21 protein-coding genes and 1 other RNA gene are annotated in these 25,151 nt (G+C 69.7%); 13 read left to right on the forward strand and 9 right to left on the reverse strand.

Going from position 1 to position 25,151, the window contains the following annotated elements; all coding sequences use genetic code 11:
* Positions 1–115 precede the first annotated feature (115 nt).
* The 4 genes from ASF28_RS10515 to ssrA all read left to right on the forward strand — a co-directional run bounded on the left by ASF28_RS10515 (position 116) and on the right by ssrA (position 2,572).
* Positions 116–1,543, forward strand: coding sequence for an SNF2-related protein (locus ASF28_RS10515; RefSeq protein WP_056091805.1), 1,428 nt, complete (start codon positions 116–118; stop codon positions 1,541–1,543).
* 137 nt (positions 1,544–1,680) lie between these two features.
* Positions 1,681–1,860: a hypothetical protein gene (locus ASF28_RS10520; protein WP_056091807.1), complete on the forward strand. Its 180-nt coding sequence runs from the start codon at positions 1,681–1,683 to the stop codon at positions 1,858–1,860.
* Positions 1,861–1,867: 7 nt separating this feature from the next.
* Positions 1,868–2,185 (forward strand): hypothetical protein, encoded by a 318-nt coding sequence (locus tag ASF28_RS10525; protein WP_056091810.1) that lies wholly within the window; start codon positions 1,868–1,870, stop codon positions 2,183–2,185.
* Positions 2,186–2,208: 23 nt separating this feature from the next.
* Positions 2,209–2,572: a transfer-messenger RNA gene (ssrA, locus tag ASF28_RS21745) on the forward strand.
* Positions 2,573–2,745: 173 nt separating this feature from the next.
* On the opposite strand, the gene ASF28_RS10530 is transcribed toward ssrA, so the two are convergent.
* The 3 genes from ASF28_RS10530 to ASF28_RS22465 form a co-directional block, all read right to left on the reverse strand.
* On the reverse strand, positions 2,746–3,399 hold the full coding sequence (locus ASF28_RS10530) for a hypothetical protein (RefSeq protein WP_056091812.1): 654 nt from the start codon (positions 3,397–3,399) through the stop codon (positions 2,746–2,748).
* A gap of 124 nt (positions 3,400–3,523) precedes the next feature.
* Positions 3,524–3,910, reverse strand: a complete 387-nt coding sequence (locus ASF28_RS10535; RefSeq protein WP_147710871.1) for a hypothetical protein — start codon at positions 3,908–3,910, stop codon at positions 3,524–3,526.
* A 360-nt stretch (positions 3,911–4,270) separates the two neighbouring features.
* Positions 4,271–4,441, reverse strand: a complete 171-nt coding sequence (locus tag ASF28_RS22465; protein WP_157085545.1) for a hypothetical protein — start codon at positions 4,439–4,441, stop codon at positions 4,271–4,273.
* A 379-nt stretch (positions 4,442–4,820) separates the two neighbouring features.
* Here ASF28_RS22465 and ASF28_RS10540 point away from each other — a divergent pair, with 379 nt between their 5' ends.
* Positions 4,821–5,483: a hypothetical protein gene (locus ASF28_RS10540; protein ID WP_147710872.1), complete on the forward strand. Its 663-nt coding sequence runs from the start codon at positions 4,821–4,823 to the stop codon at positions 5,481–5,483.
* A gap of 15 nt (positions 5,484–5,498) precedes the next feature.
* Here ASF28_RS10540 and pgl read toward each other — a convergent pair whose 3' ends face one another.
* From pgl to ASF28_RS10570, 6 genes are all read right to left on the reverse strand, one after another.
* Complete coding sequence (gene pgl / locus ASF28_RS10545) at positions 5,499–6,221, reverse strand: 6-phosphogluconolactonase (protein WP_056091818.1); 723 nt, start codon at positions 6,219–6,221, stop codon at positions 5,499–5,501.
* 44 nt (positions 6,222–6,265) lie between these two features.
* Positions 6,266–7,240 (reverse strand): phosphogluconate dehydrogenase (NAD(+)-dependent, decarboxylating), encoded by a 975-nt coding sequence (gene gnd, locus ASF28_RS10550; protein ID WP_056091822.1) that lies wholly within the window; start codon positions 7,238–7,240, stop codon positions 6,266–6,268.
* 141 nt (positions 7,241–7,381) lie between these two features.
* On the reverse strand, positions 7,382–10,228 hold the full coding sequence (locus tag ASF28_RS10555; protein WP_056091824.1) for a bifunctional transaldolase/phosoglucose isomerase: 2,847 nt from the start codon (positions 10,226–10,228) through the stop codon (positions 7,382–7,384).
* Between the two features lie 140 nt (positions 10,229–10,368).
* On the reverse strand, positions 10,369–12,444 hold the full coding sequence (gene tkt, locus ASF28_RS10560) for a transketolase (protein ID WP_056091880.1): 2,076 nt from the start codon (positions 12,442–12,444) through the stop codon (positions 10,369–10,371).
* A 118-nt stretch (positions 12,445–12,562) separates the two neighbouring features.
* Positions 12,563–14,449 carry a glycoside hydrolase family 15 protein gene (locus ASF28_RS10565; protein WP_082476462.1) on the reverse strand — a complete coding sequence of 629 codons (1,887 nt, stop codon included), beginning with the start codon at positions 14,447–14,449 and terminating at the stop codon, positions 12,563–12,565.
* A gap of 143 nt (positions 14,450–14,592) precedes the next feature.
* On the reverse strand, positions 14,593–15,171 hold the full coding sequence (locus tag ASF28_RS10570; RefSeq protein ID WP_157085546.1) for a hypothetical protein: 579 nt from the start codon (positions 15,169–15,171) through the stop codon (positions 14,593–14,595).
* Between the two features lie 272 nt (positions 15,172–15,443).
* Here ASF28_RS10570 and ASF28_RS10575 point away from each other — a divergent pair, with 272 nt between their 5' ends.
* The 8 genes from ASF28_RS10575 to ASF28_RS10610 all read left to right on the forward strand — a co-directional run bounded on the left by ASF28_RS10575 (position 15,444) and on the right by ASF28_RS10610 (position 25,099).
* A complete protein-coding gene (locus ASF28_RS10575; protein ID WP_056091829.1) occupies positions 15,444–16,031 on the forward strand; it encodes an ANTAR domain-containing response regulator in 588 nt (195 codons plus the stop codon).
* Positions 16,028–17,044: a CmpA/NrtA family ABC transporter substrate-binding protein gene (locus ASF28_RS10580; protein WP_056091833.1), complete on the forward strand. Its 1,017-nt coding sequence runs from the start codon at positions 16,028–16,030 to the stop codon at positions 17,042–17,044. The genes ASF28_RS10575 and ASF28_RS10580 overlap by 4 nt, the downstream gene beginning before the upstream one ends.
* A gap of 454 nt (positions 17,045–17,498) precedes the next feature.
* Entirely contained in the window at positions 17,499–18,788 is a 1,290-nt protein-coding gene (locus ASF28_RS10585; RefSeq protein ID WP_056091835.1) for a CmpA/NrtA family ABC transporter substrate-binding protein, read from the forward strand.
* A complete protein-coding gene (gene ntrB / locus ASF28_RS10590) occupies positions 18,788–19,654 on the forward strand; it encodes a nitrate ABC transporter permease (RefSeq protein WP_056091838.1) in 867 nt (288 codons plus the stop codon). The genes ASF28_RS10585 and ntrB overlap by 1 nt, the downstream gene beginning before the upstream one ends.
* A gap of 10 nt (positions 19,655–19,664) precedes the next feature.
* Positions 19,665–20,459: an ABC transporter ATP-binding protein gene (locus tag ASF28_RS10595; protein WP_056091841.1), complete on the forward strand. Its 795-nt coding sequence runs from the start codon at positions 19,665–19,667 to the stop codon at positions 20,457–20,459.
* A 13-nt stretch (positions 20,460–20,472) separates the two neighbouring features.
* Positions 20,473–21,702 (forward strand): NAD(P)/FAD-dependent oxidoreductase, encoded by a 1,230-nt coding sequence (locus ASF28_RS10600; protein ID WP_082476463.1) that lies wholly within the window; start codon positions 20,473–20,475, stop codon positions 21,700–21,702.
* 11 nt (positions 21,703–21,713) lie between these two features.
* Complete coding sequence (locus ASF28_RS10605) at positions 21,714–23,501, forward strand: NirA family protein (RefSeq protein WP_056091847.1); 1,788 nt, start codon at positions 21,714–21,716, stop codon at positions 23,499–23,501.
* On the forward strand, positions 23,498–25,099 hold the full coding sequence (locus ASF28_RS10610; RefSeq protein WP_056091848.1) for a sulfite reductase subunit alpha: 1,602 nt from the start codon (positions 23,498–23,500) through the stop codon (positions 25,097–25,099). The genes ASF28_RS10605 and ASF28_RS10610 overlap by 4 nt, the downstream gene beginning before the upstream one ends.
* Positions 25,100–25,151 lie beyond the last annotated feature (52 nt).

Below are 25,151 nucleotides of genomic sequence, written 5' to 3' on the forward strand. Positions count from 1 at the left end.
ACAGGTTCAAATCCTGTCCCCGCAACCAAACACCAAACAGACCCAAAAGCCCCCGATCCTCAACGGTCGGGGGCTTTTTGCCGTCCGATGATCGCCCGCCAACGGAGCCGTTCCCATCGCCGAACCCCAGACCGTCCTCGTCCCAAGGCCGCATCAGGAACAGGCCGCACGGGCTATCCTCGCCGCGCGGACGGGCGGAAAACCCGGGTTCCTGCTCGGCGACATGACCGGCCTGGGAAAAACCCTGTCGGTGTGGAGCGCCCTGGCTCGTATGCCGGAGCCCGACATCCTCATCGTCTGCCCCAAGGGAGCAATGCCGCAATGGCGGCGCACCATCGCGCAGGCGGGCCTGTCAGCGAAGTCCGTGACCCTGCTCAACTATGAGCGCACCAAATCCCTCATGGCGCCGCCGGCGGCGAGCAAGCGGCGCTCGACGCGGGCCAGGAACAACGAACTCGCCAAGCACGGCCAGTTGAAGCGGACCTGGTCCCTGGTCGCCTTCGACGAGAGCCACCGCCTGCGCAATCCGACGGCCCAGCAGACCCTCGTCTGCCGCCAGCTCGCCCAGGCCGCGCGGTTCGCAGTCTATCTCAGCGCCACCGCCGGCCAGGCCCCCCACGAGCTGTCCTATCTCGGACGCCTCCTGGGGGCAGCCGCCGGCGCCCCCTGCGATACCCTCGCGGAGTTTCGCGATCTCCTGCGGCGCCTCGGCATCGGCGGGGCGAAGGGTCGCTGGGCCAACTGGCGCTGGACGGCCAACCCCCGCGACTGCGCCGTGATGGCGGAGCTGCTCTATGCCGGACCGGACGCCATCGGCCTGCGCCGCCGGCCCGGTGACATTGCCGGCTGGCCGGAGGTGCAGCGCGAACTCGCCGCCACCGCCCTCGATCCCGCGGCGCGCCGGCTCTACGACGCCAACTGGCGGGAGTTCCGCCGGAGCTGGGGTCTGCTCGGCGGCAGCGCCCGCCGCCCGGCCGGCTGGGCGGCCGACCTGCGCTTTCGCCAGAAGGCGAGCCTGCTCCGGGTCGCCGGCACGGCGGATTTCGTCGAGACCCTGCTTGAGTCCGGCGAGGCCGTGGCGGTGTCCGTCGCCTTCCTCGAGACCGGCGCGGCCCTGGCCGAGACCCTGACCCGGCGCGGCTGGCGCACGGGCGCCATCGACGGGACGCGAGCTGACGCCGCCAACGAGGCCGAACGGGTGGCGTTCCAGACCGGTGCCCGCGACGTGGTCATCTTCACCGTGACCGAGTCGATCTCGCTCCACCGCAACGAGATGCCGGGGGGCGAGGCGGTACGGTCCCTCGTCATCCACGACATGCGCCACAGCGCGATCCAGCTGGCGCAGATCGAGGGCCGCTGCCATCGCGACGGCGAGCGGGCGACGATCTACTACGCTTTCGCCGAAGGGACGGTGGAAGAGACCATCACCGCCACGGTCCTGCGCCGGATGACCGCCATGGAGGCCATGGCCGGGGAGGACACCGCCCTCCTCGATGCCATCGCGGCCCTCATCGAGGGCACGCCCACGCCGCCCAATCCGTAGCACGGGCGTATGGGCTGCCGCCGCCGAGGTCCGATCCGGACGGACCTTTCGGGGAACGGCCGTAGGGTCTTGTTTCCCCAACGGCTTTCTCGAAAACCGGATTCCACTTTCATGGCCGATGCCGTAAGGCGAGGGCCATGTCAGACCTGGAAACGCTCCTCGATCGCCTGAAGAACGCTCAGCGCGATCTCATCCTCGACGCGGCGAAAGTCGCCATGGTGCCACCCGACAGCATGCTGCGGCGGATTGCCGACCTCGAGAACACCATCGCGGCGGTGGAAGCGCTCATCGACGAGCAGCGCCACGCTCGCGCCTGACCGTGCCATGCTCGAAACCCCGGACGGGCGCTACATCGTCGTGCGCGGCCGGCTCTGGCGGCGGACCCGGCCGGATCTGGCCCCGGACATCCGCGACGGCCTCGTCCACGACCTCATGGATGCGAGGCGGGCGGTGAAGGCCGGCCGGCAGGCGGGCGATCCGGAGGCGGTTGCGCAGGCGCGGGCCGCCGTCGAGCGGGCCAAGCGGGGCCTCGGGGAACGCGGCCCGGTGTGGTGGACGGACAGCGCGCCGGACCTCAACCGCCGCATGGCCCGCAACACCCCCTATGCGGAATGGTACGCGGACCAGTCCGACGAGGCGTGACCGCGTCGTTTCCGCGATCCGCCGCACTGGACCCCGGGCCGGGCATCGCCTATATTCCGGGTGCGGTTGATGACCGGTTCATAATAACGTTTCAGGACCCGGAGGGCAGTACTCCGGCGCCTCCACCAAAAGCCCATCCCGTCGATGGTGAGTTTCTGATGGGGGCGAAATAGGATCGACTGGGCGGTAAAGGGATCGCGAGTTCAGTCTCACTTCGGTGGGATACGATGCGACTGTCGGTAAGGTTTCGACCGGTTTGGCGTGGGCAACCCCTATTCCAGGCATCTGACCAAAACTCTAAATGCCAACGATAACGTTGTCATGGATGCCCGCCTCGCGGCGTAAGCATCTTGCGGTAGGGTAACCGTCGAAACAGAACCCGGGGCTTCGGCCCCGGGACCCACTTTTCTCACTATGATCGGATCGACCGGATCGCGTGACGCGCGAGGCCGGCGTTTTTGCGTGCGTGGGACGAGCGGAGCACCCACGCAAAAACGCCCCGCGACGAATCGCGGGGCGCAAGGTTCCGGACGGTGACGTTCGCCGATGATGGCCCGATGTCAGACCGGGTTCGACGGGTAGGACCGGACGCGGGCGCGGCCCTCGGGCGTCCCGGACAGGACGGCCGGATCGGACGCCGCGGCGGCCTGCGGGGCGGTCCAGCCCTCGGCGCGCCAGCCCTGAGCCCGCTCGTCGATGTCGATGGAGCCGTGCTCCTCGAGGATGTCCATCACCGCGGTGGCGCGGGCTTCGTCCGCCCGGACGGTCACCAGGGTGCCGCCACGGCGCACACCCTCGGAGTAGGTATGGGCGTCCGTCTCGCTCAAGCCCGCCCCGGTGAGGCCACCGGCAAGACCACCCGCCGCCGCGCCGATGCCGGCGCCCGTGAGGGTGGCGACGAGCCAGCCGGCCGCCACCACGGGGCCGACGCCGGGGATCGCCATCAGGCCGAGGCCCGTGAGCAGGCCAGCGGCACCACCCAGAACCGTGCCGACGGTGGCGCCGGTGCCGGCCCCCGTCGCGGTGCTCTCGGCGGTGTCGGTGTGGTCGTGCGTCGCTGTCGGGGAGGCGACGCGTCCGGCGTGGCGGTCGCCCTCGTTGCTGCCGACGATGCTGATGTCGCTGTGCGGGACGCCGAGGGTCTCGATCTTCGCCACGGCGGCGCTGGCATCGTCGTAATTGTCGTAGAGGGCCGTAATGGTCTGCTGGGCCATGGTGGACTCCTGTTCAGGTCTGAAACGCGGACTCGGGATCGGCGAAGCGCTCACGGAACCCCGTGGGCCGCTCGGGTCCCCGCGAAAAGCCCCCTCATGTCGGGGCAATCTCCGCGGGACACGCTCAATGCGCGGCGACGTTGCCCTTGAAGTCGATGCCGACCTTGACGGGCTTGCCATCGAGCATCGCGTCGGCCCGCCAGATGCCCTTGTCGTCCTTGGTCAGGCCTTTGACGTCCTTGTAGCCGGCCTCGGTGAGGCGGTGATGCGTCTGGGCCTCGGTGAAGCTGTTGGCGCCTTCCTCGAGCTTGGCGCCCGTGGCGGCATGGGCCGTGCCGGGCTTGGCCGCATCCGGCCGGTCGGTGTTGGGCCGGGTCACGGCTTCCTGGCCGCCGGAGGTGGCACTCGACTTGGCGTCGGGGGCGGGCGTTCCGGTCACGGTGGTCTGGGCGAGGGCCGGGCTGGCGCCGAGGACCGTCAGGATGGCGAGGGTTTGCAGGGTCCGGTTCACGGTATTCTCCTTTGACTGAGGACCCATTCAATCTCCGAGATTGCCCGATCGTTCCGTCTTTCGTAACAGCGGATCAGTCTTCACTGTGATGGGAAGGGCGCTGCGCGCGATCCCATTTGCCGGATCACTTTCATCCAAAAAACTCGGACGAACACGAATTCTTGGCGGATGGCGATCGCGACTGATGTCTCTCCGCCGTCATGCGTTTACGCGCGTAAAACGGTGTCCCCCGGCGGCAAACCAACCAAGCCATGGACTGCTGGCCCGGGCACACCCCGATACCGATTCAGCGCCGGCCTCCACCCTGGAGGCGCCCGGCCAGAGCGGCCGGTTCGAACCTTCCGAACGCGAGCCCGAGGCTCAGGCCATCGCATCCGCTTCGCCGGAATCCTCTCCGGTTGCGTCATCGACGAAGACGCCATCCGGATGTGCCACGGGCGGGAACAACTGGGACAAGCCCTGGGCAACGCCAAACACCACGGGATCGGAGGCAAGATCGCCGGAGGGCATGAGATGGCTGGTTTCAGTCACGGCTCGAAGACTCCCAGGCGATCCCCCCGGCGTCGGTGGACCCGTTCGCATGCAGGATGAATCGCAGGGACGGTAAAGTCGCCAGAGGCGAATCGTTTCCCTTGCGTTAACGAAATTGCACCTGGCGTGGCGAAAGGATCACCGTTTCGCCCTACGAATCCGTGCCGGATCGAGACGCGCGGATCAGGATTTCCCATCCGGCCTCTGAGACGTGCATCATCCGTTGGTATCGTCCGGAACCAATTCGTACCGTGCACGACAGATGAGTTGCGAGCCCCCTCAAGAAACCACACGACCCCGTGGGAACTGTTCAGGTTGAGCTTTTGTTAAAGGCTCATCCCAGCGTGCGGCGGGGATTGACAACGAGAGCCGATTTCCCATGACCCGAGCTCCGTCTTTCGTGCGCGGCGGTGTCGCCGTTGCGCTCTTCACCGCCCTGAGCTTTACCCTTCCGAACCAGGCCATCGCGGCCGATGACGGTCTCGGCGGCCTGTTCCAGCGCTTGTTCCAGCCGAGCCAGCCCGTGGCGATGCAACCGGCACCCGCTGCGGACGCCGCGGCGTGGCCGACCCAACGGCAGATGAATGTCCGCCGCGCGGCGCGGGCCCTGAACACCCGCCCCCGGCCGAACATGCGCTACGCCGCCCTGCCGAAGGCCGAGCCCCTCAAGATTCGGGTGAGCGACCGTCAGACCCCCCTCGACCTGAGCGCCGGACCGGCCGCCGCGTTCATGAAGGACGAGACCCTGCGGCCCGGCGACATCGTCGTGCTCAAGGAGGGTGTGAAGGTGTTCACCGGCAACCCGGACAAGCGGCACGCGGCGCGCGATTTCGAGGGCGTCGGCCGTTCAGCCTTCGTCGATCGGCACACCCGCGCCCTGCTGTCGGCGATGGTGATGCCCGTGGGCGCGATCCCGGCCGACGAGGCACGGCGGATGGCAGCCAAGGCGCGCAAGGTCCTGCCGACGAGCGTCGCGCCGGTGCAGGCCGAGACCGCGTCCATGCGGGTCATCATGCCCTGGACCGTCGCCGCCTCAAACTGATCTATTTCGCGGGGTTCAGGCCCCCGCGGCGGCACGATCCAACAGCCAAGTGACGGGGCCCGCGACGCGGAACGCCGGAAGGGTTTCGCCTTCGGCAAGGCGTTCGAGGGGTGCGCGCTTGGCCTCCCCCGTCACCAGGAAGAGGACGCTGCGGGCTGAGGCAAGGACCGGGAACGTCAGGGTGATGCGCGGGACGAACGGGGCGAGCCCCGCCTCCGGCACCGGAGCGACCCAGGCCGTGGCCTCGTCCAAGGCGGGCTTTCCCGGAAACAACGAAGCGGTGTGGCCGTCCTCGCCGAGACCGAGGAGGACGAGGTCGAACAGGGGCCGGCCCGGGTCGAGGCGGTCGGCGCCGTAGAACGCGTTCAATTCCGTCCCGTAAGCCGCCGCATCCGCCTCCAGGGTCCCCTCCGTGGGAATGCCGTGGAGGTTGTCAACGGGGATCGGCGCCCCGGCGAAAGCCTCGCGGGCCATGCGGACGTTGCTCGCCGCATCGTCCCAGGGCACGTGGCGGTCGTCGCCGAAGAACCAGTGCAGCCTCGCCCAGGGGAGGGCGTCGCGATAGTCCGGGCCGGCCAGAAGGGCATAGAGGCGCTTCGGGGTCGAACCGCCCGAGAGGCAGACGGCGACGGGCCGGTCCGGGGCCGCCGCGCACAGGGCGACGAGGCGGTCGGCCGCCGCCCGCGCCACGGCGTCCGCATCAGGCAGGATCCCGGAGTTCTTCGGCAGCGGGATCATCGCGTGGTCCTCGACGTCGCGGTAGCGATGGGATGGGCGGGTCCCTACTTCGGCTCCTGGTGACCGCCAAATCCCTTGCGCATGGCCGAAAGCAGCTTGTCGGCGTAGCTGGCATCCTCGCGGGAGCGGAAGCGGGCGTAGAGGGCGGCCGAGAGCACGTTGGCAGGCACCGATTCCTCGATGGCGGCATTGAGGGTCCAGCGGCCCTCGCCGGAATCGGCGACGAAGCCGGAGAAGTCCGACAGGCTCTCGTCGCCGGCCAGCGCCCCGGCGGTGAGGTCGAGGAGCCAGGACGAGACCACGCTGCCGCGCCGCCACACCTCGGCGATGTCGCCGATGTTGAGGTCGAAGCGCTGGCCCTCGGGCAGATCCGGCGAGTTGGCGTGCTTGAGGATGTCGAAGCCCTCGGCATAGGCCTGCATCAGGCCGTACTCGATGCCGTTGTGGATCATCTTGACGAAGTGGCCGGCCCCGCTCGGCCCGGCATGGATGTAACCCTCTTCAGCGCGGGCATCGCGGCCGTCGCGGCCGGGGGTCTTGGGAATGCTGCCGGCGCCGGGTGCCAGGGTCCTGAAGATCGGGTCGAGGCGCGCGAGGGCCGCGTCGTCGCCGCCGATCATCATGCAGTAGCCGCGCTCCAGGCCCCAGACGCCGCCGGAGGTGCCGACATCGACGTAGTGGATGCCCTTCGGCTTCAGCTCGGCGGCGCGGCGGATGTCGTCCTTGTAGAACGAGTTGCCACCGTCGATGATCACGTCGTCGGCGGCCATGAGGCCGCCGAGCTTCGCCACCGTGCCCTCCGTGATGGCGCCCGCCGGCAGCATCACCCAGGCATTGCGCGGCGCGTCGAGCGTCTGCACGAACTCCTCGAGGCTCGCCGCCCCGGTGGCGCCCTCGGCGACGAGGGCCGCCACGGCCTCCGGGCTCTGGTCGAACACTACGGCCGTGTGCCCGTCGCGCAGGAGCCGGCGGACGATGTTGCCGCCCATCCGGCCGAGGCCGATCATGCCGAGTTGCATGGGTGATCTCCGTGCGTTTTTCCCCTCCCCCTTGCGGGGAGGGGTCAGGGGTGGGGGTGGTGCCGGACGGGCGCGGCGGTGCCTTCTGCACGACCCCCACCTCCGGCTCCTCCCCGCAAGGGGGAGGAGAGGACGCTTATGTCAGGCCAGGGCCGCCTTGAGCGCGGCGGCGATGCGCTTCAGGCCGGCCTCGACGTCGCCGCCCCTGATGTGGACCCGCAGGGCCCGCCGGCCGCGCTCGGCCAAGACCGAAAAGTCGCCGCGCGCCTGGGCCGCCACCACGGTGCCGAAGCCGAGGGTGCGCCCCGGGATCGACAGATCCTCCGACGGATCGGCGGTGATCTGCAGGAACAATCCGGTGTCGGGCCCACCCTTGTAGGCCTGGCCCGTGGAGTGGAGGAAGCGCGGGCCGAATTCGAGGCAGGTGGCGAGGCGGGTCTTGTCGCGGAGCGCCACGCGGGCGTCCTGCAGGATCGCGTGGTGCTTCGGGTTGCGCGCGACGTAGGCCAGCAGGGCGACGTAGTCGCCGGCCTTGGCCCGGCCGAGATGGGCCTTGAGGGCCGCATCCAATCCATCCGATGCCTGGGGCAGGGCCCCGGCATTCTTCGGGTCGGCGTAGAGCGCGATGGTGTCGTCGGAGAACAGCGGCGTCTCGGCGGGGAGAGCCCCGCTCGCCTCGGCCGCATCGAACAGCTTCTTCGTCTCGATCTTGCTCGCTTCGACGTCGGGCTGGTCGAACGGGTTGATGCCGAGCATGGCCCCGGCCACCGCCGTGGCGATCTCGAAGCGGAAGAATTCCTGCGGCAGCTGCTCTTCGTTCGCCAGGGTGATGTGGACGACGGGATGGCCCTCGCGTTCGAGGCTGCGCACGGCCTCGTCCTGGCGCGCATCGGCGCGATTGTCGAGGCGCAGGTACACGAAGATCCGGTCGAGTCCGTACACGGCCGGCACGTCGACGGGCTCGCCGTCGATGGGGATCAGGCCATGGCCGTCCTTGCCGGTGGATTCGGCGATGAGCTGCTCGGCCCAGGCGCCGAACGTGTCGATGCCCGGGGAGGCGATGAACGTGACCTTGTCGCGCCCCGCCGCCAGGGCAGCGGCGCCCAGTGCCGTGCCGAGGAGTACGCCCGGGTTCTGCGCCGGCGGCACGGCCGGGCCGCAGGAGCGGACCATGGTGCGGGCGGTGTCGAGGAACGCCTTCACGTCGATGCCAGAGGCCGCCGCCGGCACGAGGCCGAAGGCCGAGAGCACGGAGTAGCGCCCGCCGATCTGCTTCACGCCGTAGAAGATTTTTCTGAAGTTGTCGGCCTTGGCCGCCGCTTCCATGGCCGAGCCCGGATCGGTGACGGCGACGAAATGCGCCCCGGCGCGCTCGCCCACCGCCGCCTTCATCCGGCCGAGGAAGTAGTCGCGAAACACGTTGGGCTCGAGGGTCGAACCGGACTTCGAGGCGACGATGAACAAAGTCGTCTCGAGGGTGATCGCCGCTTCCGTCTCGCGGACCTGATCGGGATCGGTCGAATCGAGGATCCGCAGCGTCGGGAAGCCGTCGCGGTGTCCGAACGTCTCGGCCAGCACTTCGGGGCCGAGGCTGGAGCCGCCCATGCCGAGGACCACCACGTCGGTGAAACCGGTCTGGCGCACGTCGTCGGCGAAGGCGGCGTAATCGGAGACGTGGGCGAGTTCGTCCTCGACGATCCGCAGCCAGCCGAGCCACTTGTCCTCGTCGGCGTTCGACCAGACGGTCTTGTCGTGAGCCCACAGGCGGCGGATGGCGCCCGAGGCACGCCAGGCCTCGACGGCCTTCTTCGCTTCCGCCGCGATGGGCTCGGGCAGCACCAGGGTCTGGCCGTCGAGCTTGGGCCCGAGGAAGTCGATGCGCTTGCCCGCGACCGCGCCGAGGAGCTTGTCGGCGGCGTCGATGAAGAGCTGCACGCCCTCGTCGACGAGCTGGTCCCCGACCTGTTCGATGTCGATGCCGGCGCGGGCCAAGCCGTCCATCACGGCCCTCGCCCCATCGAGGTCGGTCTCGATGGCGGCCTTGACCGTGCCGTGGTCGCGAAAGGCGTCCATGGTGGCCGGCGGCATGGTGTTGACGGTGTCGGGGCCGATCAATTCCTCGACGTAGAGCACGTCGGAATAGGCCTTGTTCTTCACGCCCGTGGACGCCCACAGCAGGCGCTGGGCCTTGGCGCCCTTTGCCGCAAGGGCCTGCCACTTCGCTTCCGAGAAGACGGACTTGAAGCGCTGGTAGGCGAGCTTGGCGTTGGCGATGGCGACCTTGCCCTTGAGGGCTTCGAGGGGCGCCTTGTCGGCGCTGCCGGCGGCGATCTTGTCGTCGAGGGCCTTGTCGACGGCGACATCGATGCGGCTGATGAAGAAGCTCGCGACGCTGGCGACCTTCGAGACGTCGCCGCCCTTGGCGCCGAATTCCTCCAGGCCGTCGATGAAGGCGCGGGCCACGGCCTCGTAGGTCTCGACGGAGAACAGCAGGGTGACGTTGATGCTGATGCCGTCCGCCGTGAGCGCCCGGATCGCCGGGATGCCCTCGCGGGTCGCCGGCACCTTCACCATCAGGTTGTCGCGGGCCACCGTCCTGTGGAGACGCCGGGCCTCATCCAGCGTGTCCTCGATGTTCAGGGCAAGGTAGGGCGAGACCTCGAGGCTGACGTAGCCGTCGGCGCCGTCGCTGGCCTCGTAGACCGGGCGCAGCACGTCGGCCGCCGCCTGGATGTCGGCGATGGCGCAGCCCTCGTAGAGGTCGATGACCCGGGCGTCGCCCGCGTCCATCACGGATTTCAGGGCGGCGTCGTATTCCTGCGATCCGCCGATGGCCTTCTCGAAGATCGACGGGTTCGAGGTCACGCCGCGCAGGCCGTCCGCGTCCACCAGGGCCTTGAGCTTGCCGTCGAGGACGAAGCCGCGGGCGACGAAGTCGAGCCACACGGCCTGGCCCTGTTCGGGGAAGAGAGCCTTGAGCGGGTTCATGCGAAAACTCCCAGTCGTCCGTCGTCGTGAGTCGCGCGCAAGAGGGTGGCGCCGTTCAACCATCGTCGTCCGGAAATGCGCCGCCTCTCCCGAAAAGGGGGGAGGGGATGCGCGTCCCGTCGTTCGAAAACCCCCGAACCCTACTTCTTGTGCCGCGCGATCTGGTCGCGCGCCGCCTGAAGCACCTTCTCCGGGGTGAAGCCGAACTTCGTCTGCAGGTCCTTGATCGGCGCCGACGAGCCGAAGGTGTGCATGCCGATGATCGTGCCCGCCGAGCCGGCGTAGCGGTCCCAGCCGATGACCGAGCCCTGCTCGACGGCGACGCGGGCCAGCACGTCCGGGATCAGGACCGAGTTCCGATAGGCCTCGTCCTGGCGCTCGAACAGGTCCCAGGACGGCATCGAGACCACGCGGGCCTTCACGCCCTCCGCCGTCAGGGCCTCGTAGGCGCCGACGCAGAGCTGCACCTCCGAGCCCGTGCCGATGAGGATCACGTCGGGCGTGCCGTCGCTGTCGGCCAGGACGTAGGCGCCCTTGGCGACGCCGGCGGCACTCGCGAAGGTCTCGCGGTCGAGGGTCGGCAGGGGCTGGCGGGAAAGGGCGAGCACCGCCGGCTGGTCCTTGAGGCCCATGATGACGCGATAGGATTCCGCGACCTCGTTGGCGTCGGCCGGGCGCAGGGTGACGAGGCCGGGGATCGCCCGCAGGGTCAGGAGCTGCTCCACCGGCTGGTGGGTCGGCCCGTCCTCGCCGACGCCGATGGAATCGTGGGTGAAGACGTGGAAGACCGGCAGCTCCATCAGGGCCGCGAGGCGGATGGGCGGGCGCATGTAATCGGCGAAGACCAGGAAGGTGGCGCCGTAGGCGCGCAGGCCCACAAGGCCGAGGCCGTTCACGATCGACCCCATGGCATGCTCGCGCACGCCGAAATGGATGTTGCGGCCGCCCGGCTCGAACGGCGACAGGGTGCCGGCGCCCTCGAATTCGAGCTTGGTCTTGTTGGACGGCGCGAGATCGGCCGAGCCGCCGAGCAGGTGCGGCACGTTTTTCGCGATGGCGTTGAGGACCTTGCCCGACGATTCGCGGGTGGCCATGCCCTTGGCGTCGGCCGGGAAGACCGGGATGTCCCGGTCCCAGCCCTCGGGCAGGCGACCCGCGTGCAGGGCGTCGATCTCTTCGGCCAGGGCGGGATCGGAGGCCTTGGCCTCGCCCATGAACCGCTCCCAGTCGGCGAAGAGCGCCGCACCGCGCTCGCCGATGCCGGCCTGGAAGTTTTCGCGGACCCCCTCGGGCACGAGGAACTGCGCATCCTCGGGCCAGCCATAGGCGCGCTTGGCGCCCCTGGCTTCCTCTTCGCCAAGGGCATCGGAGTGGGCCTTGGAGGTGTTCTGCTTCTTCGGCGCGCCGAAGCCGATGATCGAGTTGACCACGATGAGCGTCGGCCGGTCGCTGGACTGGAGGAAGGTCTCCAGGGCGTTCGAGATCGCGTGGACGTCGTTGGCGTCGGCGACCCGCAGCACCTGCCAGCCGTAGCCGAGGAAGCGCGTCGCGACCTCTTCGGAGAAGGCGAGCTCGGTGTGGCCTTCGATGGTGATGGTGTTGTTGTCGTAGATCCAGCACAGGTTCGACAGGCGCAGGTGCCCGGCGATGGAGGCGGCTTCCGAGGCGACGCCCTCCATGAGGTCGCCGTCCGAGCAGATGGCGTAGACGTTGAAGTCGAACAGCGGCAGCTCGGGCCGGTTCAGGGTCTCGCCGAGGAAGCGCCCGCCCATGGCCATGCCGATGGAGTTGGCGACCCCCTGGCCCAGCGGCCCGGTGGTGGTCTCGACGCCGGTGGTGAAGTGGTATTCCGGATGGCCCGGCGTCTTGCTGTCGAGCTGCCGGAAGTTCTTGATATCATCCAGGGAGACCGCGGGCTCGTTGCCGCCGTCGGTCTGGGCGACGCCGGCGAGGTGCAGCAGGCCGTAGAGCAGCATCGAGGCGTGGCCGGCCGAGAGCACGAAGCGGTCGCGGTTGGGCCAGTGCGGGTGGGCCGGATCGTAGCGCAGGTACCGGTTCCACAGGGTGTAGGCCACGGGCGCCAGGGCCATCGGCGCGCCGGCATGGCCGGAATTCGCCTTCTGCACCGCGTCGATGGCCAGGGTGCGCAGGGTGTCGATGCTGAGCTTGTCGATGGGGCTCAGGGCCTCGCTCGGCTTGGTGTCGGCTCCGCTCATGGTCTCGTCTTCCTTCGTATCGCCTTGGCCGCCCACGCCGCGGGTCCGGCCCTCGTCCCGTGGAGGGTCGCCGGCGCGATGCCGGCCCCATCCACCTCGATTCACGTCGACGTCGCCGTCAGGCCGGCATCGTCTCGGCCGTCCTGTCGGCCCGGAGGCGTGCGCCCCGGGTGCCGGTTCCGTCCCCGTTCCCGGTTCCGTCCTCGGCGCCCGCGCTGCGTTCCCGGGCCGGCCCGTTGGCCCGGCTGTAGTTCAGGATGGTGTTCACCAGTGTGACGTGGCTGAACGCCTGCGGGAAGTTGCCGACGAGGCGCTTGGCCTTCACGTCGTACTCCTCCGAGACGAGGCCGACATCGTTGCAGACGCCGATGAGCTTCTCGATCAGGGCGCGGGCCTCCTCGCAGCGGCCGAGGCCGATGAGGTTGTCGGCGTACCAGAAGCTGCACGGCAGGAACGCGCCCTCGTCGCCCGGCAGGCCGTCCGTGGTCTGGTCCTCGGTGTCGTAGCGCAGGATGAAGCCGTCGCGCATCAGGGTCCGGCCGATGGCCTCCACGGTCCCGACCACGCGCGGGTCGGTCTGGGGCAGGAAGCCCATATGGGCGATGAGCAGCAGGCTCGCATCGAGGCTCTTCGAACCGTAGGACTGCACGAAGCTGTTGAGCTGCGTGTCGAAGCCCTTGTCGCAGACCTCGGCATGGATCTGGTCGCGGATCTCGCGCCAGCGCCCCACCGGGGCGTCGACGCGGGTGTCGCCCTCTTCGAAGGAGCGGATCGCCCGGTCGAAGGCGACCCAGGCCATCACCTTGGAATGGACGAAGTGCCGGCGTCCGCCGCGCACCTCCCAGATGCCCTCGTCCGGCGTGCTCCAGACCTTCTCGAGGTGGCGCAGGAGCGCCTGGCCGACGCGCCAGCCGTCGGCGTCGCCGAGCAATCCGCGCTGGCGTGCCTGGTAGAGGGCGTCGAAGATCTCGCCGTAGACGTCGAGCTGGAACTGCTCGACGGCGGCATTGCCGATGCGCACGGGCTTCGAGTTCTCGTAACCGGGCAGCCAGTCGAGCTCGATCTCGGGCAGCATGCGCTCGCCGGCGATGCCGTACAGGATGTGGGCCTGCTCCGGGTTGCCGGCCACCGCCCGCACCAGCCAGTCGCGCCAGGCGCGGGCCTCGTCGAGGTAGCCGCCATCCATCAGGGCGATGAGGGTGAAGGTGGAATCGCGCAGCCAGCAGAACCGGTAGTCCCAGTTGCGCACGCCGCCGAGATCCTCCGGCAGGGACGTGGTCGGCGCGGCGACGATCCCGCCCGTGGGCTGGTAGATCAGCGCCTTCAGGGTCAGGAGCGAGCGCTGAAGGATGGCATCCCACGGCGTACCGTGGGCGGAACGGTTCGACCAGTCGCGCCAATGGCGGTCGGTCTCGAACAGAACCTTGCGCGGCTGCACCGGCGGCGGGTCGTCCTCGTGGGAGGGGCCGTAGCTCAGGGTGAAGGCGACGCTCTCGCCCGCCGCGACGGAGAAGTCGGCGGCCGTGGTCTGGCCCTCGCCGTGGAGCGGAACGAGGGTGCGCAGGACCACCTTGTGCGGGCCCGAGATGGCGCGCAGGTCCCCGAGTTCGTTGTGCGACACCCACGGCACGGCGAGCCCGTAATCGAAGCGCACGGCCAGATGCATCCGCATGGCGACCTCGCCGCTCAGGCCGTCGACGATGCGCACGAGGTGCGATCCGTCATTGGCCGGCATGTAGTCGGTCACCCGGACGCAGCCGGTCCCGGTCTCGTGATGGGTCTCGAGGACGAGGCTACCGGTGCGGTACTGGCGGGACGTCTTCGCCGCCCGGTCGGCGGGGCCGAGCTTCCAGAAGCCGTGATCCTCGGTGCCGAGGAGGGCGGCGAAGCACGCGGCGGAATCGAAGCGGGGCCAGCACAGCCAGTCGACGCTGCCGTCGCGCCCGATCAGGGCGGCGGTGCGGCCGTCGCCGACGAGCGCGTAATCCTCGATCCGTCCCGCCATCCACGCCCTCGTCCCGGCAAACCCGCGGCACGTTCCACCTCGCGGCAACGCATCGTCGATGGCGTCCACCTAGTCCCCCGAGGGGGCAGGGTCCAGGGCGCGCGGGGCGAGAAACCGAGCCGTCTCGAAAACCAGGGCTGCGTTCAGCGCAGGGTGCCGACGAAATCCACCACGGCACCGCCCAGCGCCGAGGCCTGCGTGCGCGCCGCCGCGCCCTGGATGCCGACGAAGTCGCGGGCACGGCCGACGGCCCGGATCGCCGGCGCGAAGGGGAGGGCCAGATCGGGCAGCAGATCGTCCGCCTCGGCGGGCGCCGGCGCCTCGACCTGCGCCACGCTCGCGACGGGGTCCGCACGCGGGACCTCGGCGGCTTCGGCGATATGGGTCTTGGCGGGAGCGGCCCGGCGCAGGGCGGCGACGCGGGGGCCGGCCGGACGGTGCTGCGCGACCGCCGTCATCGAAGCGGCGGCCACGACGATGGGGAACTGGCGCGGGAAGGCGAGGGCGGCGGGCACGAAGGGCGGCGCGGCCTCGGCGACCTGGATCGCGGGCGCCGCCACGATCCGCGGCGCCATCGTCGTGCTGATGACCGTCCGGGGCGCTGCCATGGGAGCCGGCGCGGGCGCGTCCGGCTCGCGGCAGAGCAGCGAGCCTGCACCGAGCACGAGGGCCATGAGCAGGGTGGGCAGCAGGGGCGGCGTCACGCCGGAGGTCGCATCCATGCCGAGGCCCTCATCGGCACATCCGCACTGGTTTCGCTCCGTCATGCCGGCATCCTCGCAATCCATCGCTGTCCCCACGCCCATAAGCGGGGTCGTTTGCGGCGGAAGCTGGGCTATTTCCTTTCGCAACGGTAAACCGCCTCCCTTCGGCTGCGTCCCGCTCCCCGAAACCGTCGTGCTCAAAAGCGCGCCCTGCCCAAAACCTCACCTTGCCGGGAATCGGAGCCCCGTGCGATCAGCGTGAGGCGGCCCTCCCTGCCCTTCGGACCCCGATGACCGAGCCGTCCCTCACCGTCGCCGTGATCGATCCGAGCCCGGCACGCGCCGCGATCCTCGAAGAAGGTCTGGCGGCGGCCGGCATCGCCCGCGTGGTGATCCTGCCCGACACCGCCGACCTGCCGGCCCGGGTCGCCGCCCTCAATCCGGACGTGGTGGTGATCCACCTCGAGAGTCCGAGCCGGGACATCCTCGAGCAGATGTCCGGCCTGTCGCGCCACGTCGAGCGGCCCGTGGCGATGTTCGTCGACCGCTCCGACGTTCCGATGATGCAGGCGGCGGTGGATGCGGGCATCTCGGCCTACGTGGTCGACGGCCTCCACCCCCAGCGCATCCGCTCGATCCTCGACGTGGCGATCCTGCGCTTCAACGCCTTCGCGCGGCTCCAGCGCGAACTCTCGGAGGCGCGCGGGGAACTCGCCGACCGCAAGCTCATCGAGCGCGCCAAGGGCATCCTGATGACGGCCAAGGGCCTTCCCGAGGAGGAGGCCTATCGGCTGATGCGGCGCAAGGCCATGAACGAGAAGCGCAAGATCGCCGACATCGCCCGCGCCATCGTCACGGCGGCGGACCTGCTCGGATGAGGCTCGCTCTCGGATACGTGCCCCTCGTCGACGCGGCGGCCCTCATCGTCGCCGTGGAGGGCGGGTTCACCGCCGCCGAGGGGCTGGCGGTGGACCTCGTGCGCGAGCCCTCCTGGGCGACCCTGCGCGACAAGCTCGCGCTCGGCCACCTCGACGGCGCCCATATGCTGGCGCCCCTGGCGCTGGCCAGCACCCTCGGGATCAGCGGACCCGAGACCCGGCTCGCCGTGCCGCTGGCCCTCAACCTCAACGGCAACGCCATCACCGTCTCGCGGGCCCTCTGGGCCGCCATGGGCCCGGACGGCGCGGACGTGGACACGGTGGCCCGCGCCTTCGCCCGGGTGGCGCGGGAGCGGGCGGGGCAGGGGCGTCCGCTGACCCTCGGCACCGTCCACCCGTTCTCGAGCCACACCTACCAGCTCCGGCTGTTCGCCGCCCGCGGCGGCCTCCACCGCGACGGGACGACCCGGACCGTGGTGATTCCGCCGCCGCGCATTGCCGAGGCCCTCCGGGCCGGGCATATCGACGGCTTCTGCGCCGGCAGCCCCTGGAACAGCCTCGCGGTGGAGGACGGCTACGGCCGGATCGCGGCCTTCGGCTGCGAACTCGCGCCCGACTGCCCGGAAAAGGTGCTGGCCCTGCCCGCCGATGCCGCGCCGGCCAGTGGAGCCCTGGTGCGGGCGGTGCGCCGGGCCGGCCATTGGTGCGCGCAAGCGGAGAACCACAACGAACTCGCGGACCTGCTGGCGGCCCCCGGCCACCTCGCCCTGGCACCGGCCCTGATCCGCCGTGTCCTGGCCGGCACCATCGTGGTCGATCCCGACGGGACGCGGCGGGACGCGCCGGACTTCGTGGTGTTCGGCCCGCGCGTCGAGGAGCCCCGGGTCGCCCGGGTCGACTGGCTCCTCGATCAGATGGCGGCGGCCGGCCAGTTCGTCCCCACGCCCGCCCTGACCGAGCGCGCCCGCGCCCTCTACCGGCCGGACCTGTACGCGGCCGCCCTGGCGGATTGATCCGGCGAACTGATCCGGCGGCGTGCCCGCGTCACCGGCACCCTGCATACGGATTGTGCAGTGCGGGAGCGGAGACGCGGAATGCCGCGTTTCGCCTCAGGCGGTGCCAAGCGCCCGACGGGCCGGATGCAAGGCCGGATGCAAGGGCGGCGCGGGCCCCGGCGGACCGGCCGCGCTCCGACGCCCTGAGACGTTTTGGACAAATTCCAAAGTTCTCATTCGCTTAGGCGCCCCGGACGACCTCGCACCGCGATCCGGCCCCACGCGATCCGGGCCGTGGCATGCCTCCTGCTAGCTCATCGGGGCACGTCAACGAAGACGCGCCACATCCGTCGGCAGAGCCGCTGACCCGAGTCTCCCCCAAGGCACGCATCCTCCTGCGTCCGACGGAAGTGCTTGGTCGGCGGTATTTTTGTTTCGGCGGGCTGTAGCCCTGGCGAGGAATCCGGTTTCGATGAGTGATGGTTTTGCCAACAGCCGGCGCAACATCCTGAAGGGGGCGGTCGCGACCCTGTCCCTGGCGGCGCTCGCCCGCACGGCCCTGCCCGGCGGCGCCTTTGCGCAGGGCGCGGGTCCCGAGGTGAAGGGGGCCAAGCTCGGCTTCATCGCCCTGACGGATGCCGGCCCGCTCTTCGTCGCCAAGGAAAAGGGCTTCTTCGCCAAGCACGGCATGCCCGACGTCGAGGTGCTGAAGCAGGCCTCCTGGGGCACGACCCGCGACAACCTCGTGCTCGGCTCCGAGGGCAACGGCATCGACGGCGCGCACATCCTGTCGCCGATGCCCTACCTCATCACCGCCGGCCGGGTGACGCAGAACAACGTCCCCGTGCCCATGCAGATCCTGGCGCGCCTCAACGTCAACGGCCAGTGCATCTCGGTGGCCAAGGAATACCTCGACCAGAAGGTCGGCCTCGACGCCAAGACGTTCAAGGCGGCCATCGAGAAGAAGAAGGCCTCCGGCAAGTCGGTGAAGGCGGCCATGACCTTCCCGGGCGGCAACCACGACCTCTGGATCCGCTACTGGATGGCGTCGGCCGGCATCGACCCCGACAAGGACATCGAGACCATCGTCGTGCCGCCGCCCCAGATGGTGGCGAACATGAAGGTCGGCACCATGGACTGCTTCTGCGTCGGCGAGCCGTGGAACGCGCAGCTGGTGCAGCAGGGCCTCGGCTTCTCGGCGCTCACCACCGGCGAGCTGTGGAAGGACCATCCCGAGAAGGCCTTCGCCATGCGGGCCTCCTGGGTCGAGAAGTATCCGAACGCCGCCAAAGCCCTCACCATGGCGGTGCTGGAAGCGCAGATGTGGTGCGACAGGCCCGAGAACCGCGACGAGTTCGCCGGCATCGTCGCCAAGCGCCAGTGGATCAACATCCCGGTGGCCGACGTCGCCGGCCGGATGAAGGGCACCATCGACTACGGCGACGGCCGGGTGGTCGAGAACAGCCCGCACATCATGAAGTTCTTCGCCGACAACGCCTCGTACCCGTACCAGTCCCACGACCTGTGGTTCCTCACCGAGGACATCCGCTGGGGCAAGTTCGACGCGCAGACCGACACCAAGGCACTGGTCGCCAAGGTGAACCGCGAGGACATCTGGCGCGACGCCGCCAAGGCCCTGGGCGTCACCGCGATCCCGAGCTCCACGTCGCGCGGAAAAGAGACCTTCTTCGACGGCAAGGTCTTCGATCCGGCCGATCCGGCCGCCTACCTGTCCAGCCTCGGCATCAAGAGGACCGCGTGATGGCCAACACCTCCACCATCGCCGCCAGCCCGGTCGCCGCGAAAGCGGCCAAGCCGAAGCGCGCGCCCCTCGTCACGATGGCGACCCTGAACACCATCGCGAAAAACCTGATCCCGCCGGTGGTGGTGCTCATCGCGTTCCTGGTGATCTGGGAGCTCCTGTGCTCGCGTCCCGGCGCCGGCCTGCCGCCGCCGTCCCGCGTCGTCACCGAGGCCTGGGACATCATCGCCCACCCGTTCTACGACAACGGCGGCACCGACAAGGGGCTGTTCTGGCACATCGCCGCCAGCATCCAGCGCGTCGCCCTGGGCTTCGCCCTGGCCACCGTGGCGGGCATCCTGGTCGGCACCCTCATCGGGCAGTCGGAATGGGCCATGCGCGGCCTCGATCCGATCTTCCAGGTCCTGCGCACGATCCCGCCGCTCGCCTGGCTGCCGCTCTCGCTGGCCGCCTTCCGCGACGGCCAGCCGTCGGCGATCTTCGTGATCTTCATCACCTCGATCTGGCCGATCATCATCAACACGGCGGTGGGCATCCGCAACATCCCGCAGGATTATCGCAACGTCTCGGCGGTCCTGCGCCTCAACCCGATCGAGTTCTTCTCCAAGATCATGCTCCCCTCGGCGGCGCCGTACATCTTCACCGGCCTGCGCATCGGCGTCGGCCTGTCCTGGCTCGCCATCGTGGCGGCCGAGATGCTCATCGGCGGCGTCGGCATCGGGTTCTTCATCTGGGACGCGTGGAACTCCTCCCACATCTCCGAGATCATCGTCGCCCTCGTCTATGTCGGCGTCATCGGCTTCATCCTCGACCGCTTCGTCGCCTTCGTCGGCAATCTCGTCACCCGCGGCACCGCGACGGCCTGAGGATCATCCCATGACCTATCTCAGCATCGAGAACGTCGGCATCTCCTTCACCCGCTCTGGCCGCACCAACGAGGTCCTGCGCGACGTCAGCGTGAAGATCGACAAGGGCGAGTTCGTCTCCCTCATCGGGCATTCCGGCTGCGGCAAGTCGACGGTGCTCAACATCGTCGCCGGCCTGCTCAAGGCCTCGACCGGCGGCGTCCTCCTCGAAGACAAGGAAGTGAACAGCCCCGGCCCGGACCGCGCCGTGGTGTTCCAGAACCACTCCCTCCTGCCGTGGCTGACCGTGCGCGAGAACGTGGCCCTGGCCGTCGACAAGGTCTTCAAGGGCAGGAAGTCCCGCGCCGAGCGCGGGGCCTGGATCGACCACAACCTCGCGCTCGTGAACATGACCCACGCCGCCGACCGGCGCCCGAGCGAGATCTCGGGCGGCATGAAGCAGCGCGTCGGCATCGCCCGGGCGCTCGCCATGGAGCCGAAGGTCCTGCTCCTCGACGAGCCGTTCGGCGCCCTCGACGCGCTGACCCGCGCGCACCTGCAGGATTCGCTCATGGACATCCATGCGCGGCTCAGGAACGCCGTCATCATGATCACCCACGACGTCGACGAGGCGGTGCTGCTCTCCGACCGCATCGTGATGATGACCAACGGTCCCTCGGCCACCGTCGGCGAGATCCTGACCGTCGATCTGGAGCGCCCGCGCCGCCGCCTCGACCTCGTCGAGGACCCGACCTACACCCATGCCCGCGCCGCGGTCCTCGAGTTCCTCTATGCCCGGCACGCCAAGCCGGCCATGGCGGCCTGAGGATACGGCCGTCATGAGGGAGCGGTTGGTCGTCATCGGCAACGGCATGGCGTCGTTGCGGTTTCTCGAACGCCTCACCGAGCGGGCGCCGGGGCGCTACGACGTCTCCGTCGTGGGCGCCGAGCCGCAGGCCGCCTACAATCGCGTCCTGCTCTCGTCCCTGCTCGGCGGCGAGGTCGACGAGGCCGGCTGCGCCTTCCGGGGCCTCGACTGGTACGAGGGCCACGGCATCCGCCTCATCACCGGCGCGCCAGTGACGCAGGTCGACCGCGAGAACGCCCTCGTGATGGTGGGCGAGACCCACGTCCTGCCCTTCGACAAGCTCGTGCTCGCCGTGGGGTCGGTGCCGATCCGGTTGGCCAAGCCCGGCATGGACCTGCCCGGCGTGCTGACGTTCCGCGATCTCGCCGACGTCGCGGCCATCCGCAAGGCGGCGGTGGAGCACGCCCGCGCCATCGTCATCGGCGGCGGGCTCCTCGGCCTCGAGGCCGCCGTCGGCCTCGCGCGCCTCGGGGTCGACACCACGCTCCTGCACGTCATGGACCGCTTGATGGAGCGCCAGCTCGACCACGCCGCCGCCGGCCTCGTGAAGCGCGCCATGGAGGCCCGCGGCGTCACGGTGCTGCTCAAGGCCGACACCGCCACCATCGAGGGCGACGGCCGGGTCGAGCGCCTGATCCTCTCCGACGGGACCGTGCTGCCCGCCGACCTCGTGGTGATGTCGGTGGGCGTGCGCCCCAACGTCGCCCTGGCGCAGGGCGCCGGGATCGAGACCGGACGCGGCATCAAGGTCGACGACCGGATGCAGAGTTCGGACGCCCGCATCTTCGCCCTCGGCGAATGCGCCGAGCACCGGGGTATGGTCTACGGCCTCGTCGAGCCCGCCTACGAGCAGGCCGAGGCCCTGAGCCGCCACCTCGTCGGCGAGGACGCGGCCTATCTCGGCACCTCCCTGTCCACCAGCCTCAAGGTCTCGGGCCTGCCGGTGTTCTCCGCCGGCGCCATCGAGGCGCCGGAGGGCTCCGAGACCATCCTCATGAGCGATCCCGGCCTCGGCCTCTACCGCAAGCTCATCGTCGCCGACGACCGGCTGCTCGGCGCCGTCTTCGTCGGCGACATCGCCGAGCAGGGCTGGTGCAAGGAGCTCATCCGCACCGGCGCCTCCATCGGCGGCCACCGCGACGACCTCATGTTCGGGCGTCAAGCCCCCTATCCCCTCGCCCCCCAACCCCTCGCAGCGTGACGGAGGCTTTCATGGCTGACGACTTCAACGCCGAGCAGAAGCGCTACCTCGAAGGTTTCGCCTCCGGCATCTCCGCGGCCCGCATGACGGGCGGCCTCGCCCTCGGGCAGGCCGCCGCGCCCCCGGCCGAGCCCACCGGCCCCGACGCCATCCACATCAAGGCCCAGGACGCCACGGTGAAGGCCGGCGGCAAGCTCTGCGACCAGGAGAAGTGGAAGCGGGCCGAGAGCGCCTTCGACGGCCACAACCGCCTCATCGCGGAGGCCGCCACCGGCAAGGCGCCGAAGCCCGAAGACAATTTCCGCTGGCGCTATCACGGCCTGTTCTGGGTCGCCCCGGCGCAGAACTCCTACATGTGCCGCCTGCGCATCCCCAACGGCATCCTGCACCACTGGCAGTTCGCCGGCATCGCCGACCTCGCCGACGCCCATGGCGGCGGCTACAGCCACGTGACCACGCGCGCCAACCTGCAGGTCCGCGAGATCACTCCCGAGCACGGCCAACCGTTCCTCGACGGTCTCATCGACCTCGGCCTGACCGCGCGCGGCGCGGGGGCGGACAACATCCGCAACGTCACCGGCTCGCCGGTGGCCGGCATCGACGCGCAGGAGCTGCTCGACACGAGGCCGCTGGCCAAATCCTGGCACAACCACATCCTCAACGACCGCTCGCTGTTCGGCCTGCCCCGCAAGTTCAACGTCGCCTTCGATGGCGGCGGCGTCATGCCGGTGCTGGAGGAGACCAACGACATCGGCTTCCAGGCCATCCGGGTCCTCGACGGCGCCGCCGTGGCGCCCGGCGTGTGGATGCGCCTCGTCCTCGGCGGCATCTCCGGCCACCGCGACCTCGCCCGCGACACCGGGGTGGTCCTCAAGCCCGAGGACTGCAACAGGGTGGCGGACGCCATCCTGCGGGTCTTCATCAAGAACGGCGACCGCACCAACCGCAACAAGAGCCGGATGAAGTACGTCCTCGACGCCTGGGGCTTCGACAAGTACCTCGCCGCCGTCGAGGACGAGCTCGGCCGCAAGCTCGACCGCGTCGACCCCGCCCATGTCGCCCCGCGCGGCCCCATGGACCGCTTCGCCCATGTGGGCGTCCACAAGCAGGTTCAGCCCGGCCTCAACTGGATCGGCGTGATCCTGCCCGTGGGCAAGCTCACCACCGACCAGATGCGCGATCTGGCGAAGATCGCGACGGAATGCGGCGACGGCGCCATCCGCATGACGGTGTGGCAGAACTTCCTGTTTTCGGGCGTGTCCGACGCGAAGGTCGCCGAGGTTCAGACCCGCGTCGCCGCCCTAGGTCTCACCACGGAGGCCTCCAGCATCCGCGCCGGCCTCGTCGCCTGCACGGGCAACCAGGGCTGCAAGTTCGCCGCCTCCGACACCAAGGGCCACGCCCTCGTCATCGCCGACTACATCGAGGCCAACCTCAAGGAGCTCGACGTCCCGGTAAACGTGCACCTCACCGGCTGCCACCACAGCTGCGCCCAGCACTACATCGGCGACATCGGCCTCATCGGCGCCAAGGTCGTCGTCTCGGAGGAGGGCGACACGGTGGAGGGCTACGACATCGTCGTCGGCGGCGGTTTTGGCGACAGCCCGAAGATCGGCACCGAGATCTGGAAGGCCGTGAAAGCCGAGGAGTGCCCGGCCCGGATCGAGGCGCTCCTGCGCAGCTATCTCGGCAACCGCCACGGGCCGCAGGAGAGCTTCCAGGCCTTCACCATGCGCACCGGTCCCGATTCCCTGCGCGACAGCGCCGAAGAGCAACCCGTCCTGAAGGCCGCAGCATGAGCGAGCACGTCACGCCCCCGCTGGTTCTCATCCCCGAGAACGCCCCCTTCAACCCCGATCAGCGCTCGTGGCTGTCGGGCTACTTCGCCGCGCTGCTCGGCCCCGCCGTGGAAGGCGCCACGGCGCTGGCCCCCGGCGACATGCCCGGCGGCGGTCAGAAGCTCGCCGACAACGACGACGCGCCCTGGCACGATCCGTCGATGCCGCTGCCGGACCGCATGGAGCTCGCCAAGGAACGGCCCGAGGCGCAGAAGCTCATGGCCGCCATGGCCCAGCAGGATTGCGGCCAGTGCGGCTACAACTGCGCCGATTACGCCAACGCCATCTTCCTCAAGAGCGAGGAGCGCCTGAACCTGTGCCAGCCCGGCGGCAAGGATACGCTCCGGATGCTGAAGAAGCTCGACGAGGAGTTCGGCGCCGGGGACGGCGCCGCGCCGAAAGCCGCCGGCGAGGCCGCGCCGAAGGCCGAGCCGACCCTCGGCCCCCTCGGATTCTGTCGTGAAAACCCCGTGGAGGCGACGTTCGTGTCGCGCCTGCGCCTCAACGCGCCCGGCGGCGAGAAAGAGACCTGGCACGTCGAGATCGACCTCACCGGCACGCCCATCGACTACGTGGTCGGCGATTCCCTCGGGCTGTTTCCCGCCAACGCCCCGGCCCTGGTCGATGCGGTCATCGCCGAACTCGGCGCCCGGCCCGAGCGCAGGATCGGGGGCAGGACCCTGCGCGACCGCCTGATGACGGACTATGCGCTGGGCGGCGCGCCGGACGGGCTCTACCAGCTCCTCTCGCTGCTCACCTCGGGCGAGGCCCGCAAGAAGGCCCAGGCGCTCGCCGCCGGCGAGGACCCGGACGGCGACGCCGCCCATCTCGACGTCCTCGGCGCGCTCCATAAATTCCCCGGCGCGCGGCCCGACGCCGAGGTGTTCGTCGAAGCCCTCGACGAGCTGCAGCCCCGGCTCTACTCGATCTCGTCCTCGCCGAAGGCCGATCCCGGCCGCGTCTCCCTCACCGTCGATGCCGTCCGCTACAACCACCGCTCGCGCCTGCGCCTCGGCGTCGCCTCGACCCATCTCGGCGAGCGCATCCCCGAGGGCATGAAGGTCAAGGTCTACCTCCAGAAGGCGCATGGGTTCGCCCTGCCCGAGGATTTGTCCAAGGACGTCATCATGGTCGGCCCCGGCACCGGCATCGCGCCGTTCCGCGCCTTCCTGCGCGAGCGCGACGCCACGCAGGCGCCGGGCCGCAACTGGCTGTTCTACGGCCACCAGAAACAGGCCTCCGACTTCTTCTACAAGGAGGAGCTGAACGGCCTGAAGGACAGGAAGGTGCTCACCCGCCTGTCGCTGGCCTGGTCCCGCGACGGCACCGAGAAGACCTACGTGCAGGACCGCATGCGCGAGAGCGGCGCGGAACTGTGGAAGTGGTTCGAGGGCGGCGCCCACTTCTACGTCTGCGGCGACGCCAAGCGCATGGCCAAGGACGTGGAGCGGGCGATCATCGATGTCGCCGGCCAGCACGGGGGCAAGAACCCCGACGAGGCCGTGGCCTACCTCGCCCATCTGAAGAAGACCGGCCGGTATCAGGCCGACGTGTATTAGCGCCGCGCTCGACCCTCCCCCCCTCCGGGGGAGGGTGCCTGCGGAGCAGGCG

This window comes from Methylobacterium sp. Leaf99 (genome assembly GCF_001422375.1).
GTDB lineage: Bacteria > Pseudomonadota > Alphaproteobacteria > Rhizobiales > Beijerinckiaceae > Methylobacterium.

Excerpts from the sequence above, each read along its gene's own strand:
- ASF28_RS10610 (WP_056091848.1), top strand. The coding sequence starts at position 23,498 with ATGAGCGAGCACGTCACGCCCCCGCTGGTTCTCATCCCCGAGAACGCC.
- ASF28_RS10575 (WP_056091829.1), top strand. The coding sequence starts at position 15,444 with ATGACCGAGCCGTCCCTCACCGTCGCCGTGATCGATCCGAGCCCGGCA.
- ASF28_RS10555 (WP_056091824.1), bottom strand. The coding sequence starts at position 10,228 with ATGAACCCGCTCAAGGCTCTCTTCCCCGAACAGGGCCAGGCCGTGTGG.
- ntrB (WP_056091838.1), top strand. The coding sequence starts at position 18,788 with ATGGCCAACACCTCCACCATCGCCGCCAGCCCGGTCGCCGCGAAAGCG.
- ASF28_RS10540 (WP_147710872.1), top strand. The coding sequence starts at position 4,821 with ATGACCCGAGCTCCGTCTTTCGTGCGCGGCGGTGTCGCCGTTGCGCTC.
- ASF28_RS10585 (WP_056091835.1), top strand. The coding sequence starts at position 17,499 with ATGAGTGATGGTTTTGCCAACAGCCGGCGCAACATCCTGAAGGGGGCG.
- ASF28_RS10530 (WP_056091812.1), bottom strand. The coding sequence starts at position 3,399 with ATGGCCCAGCAGACCATTACGGCCCTCTACGACAATTACGACGATGCC.
- ASF28_RS10580 (WP_056091833.1), top strand. The coding sequence starts at position 16,028 with ATGAGGCTCGCTCTCGGATACGTGCCCCTCGTCGACGCGGCGGCCCTC.
- ASF28_RS10565 (WP_082476462.1), bottom strand. The coding sequence starts at position 14,449 with ATGGCGGGACGGATCGAGGATTACGCGCTCGTCGGCGACGGCCGCACC.
- ASF28_RS10595 (WP_056091841.1), top strand. The coding sequence starts at position 19,665 with ATGACCTATCTCAGCATCGAGAACGTCGGCATCTCCTTCACCCGCTCT.
- pgl (WP_056091818.1), bottom strand. The coding sequence starts at position 6,221 with ATGATCCCGCTGCCGAAGAACTCCGGGATCCTGCCTGATGCGGACGCC.
- tkt (WP_056091880.1), bottom strand. The coding sequence starts at position 12,444 with ATGAGCGGAGCCGACACCAAGCCGAGCGAGGCCCTGAGCCCCATCGAC.
- gnd (WP_056091822.1), bottom strand. The coding sequence starts at position 7,240 with ATGCAACTCGGCATGATCGGCCTCGGCCGGATGGGCGGCAACATCGTC.
- ASF28_RS10600 (WP_082476463.1), top strand. The coding sequence starts at position 20,473 with ATGAGGGAGCGGTTGGTCGTCATCGGCAACGGCATGGCGTCGTTGCGG.
- ASF28_RS10570 (WP_157085546.1), bottom strand. The coding sequence starts at position 15,171 with ATGGATGCGACCTCCGGCGTGACGCCGCCCCTGCTGCCCACCCTGCTC.
- ASF28_RS10605 (WP_056091847.1), top strand. The coding sequence starts at position 21,714 with ATGGCTGACGACTTCAACGCCGAGCAGAAGCGCTACCTCGAAGGTTTC.
- ASF28_RS10520 (WP_056091807.1), top strand. The coding sequence starts at position 1,681 with ATGTCAGACCTGGAAACGCTCCTCGATCGCCTGAAGAACGCTCAGCGC.
- ASF28_RS10525 (WP_056091810.1), top strand. The coding sequence starts at position 1,868 with ATGCTCGAAACCCCGGACGGGCGCTACATCGTCGTGCGCGGCCGGCTC.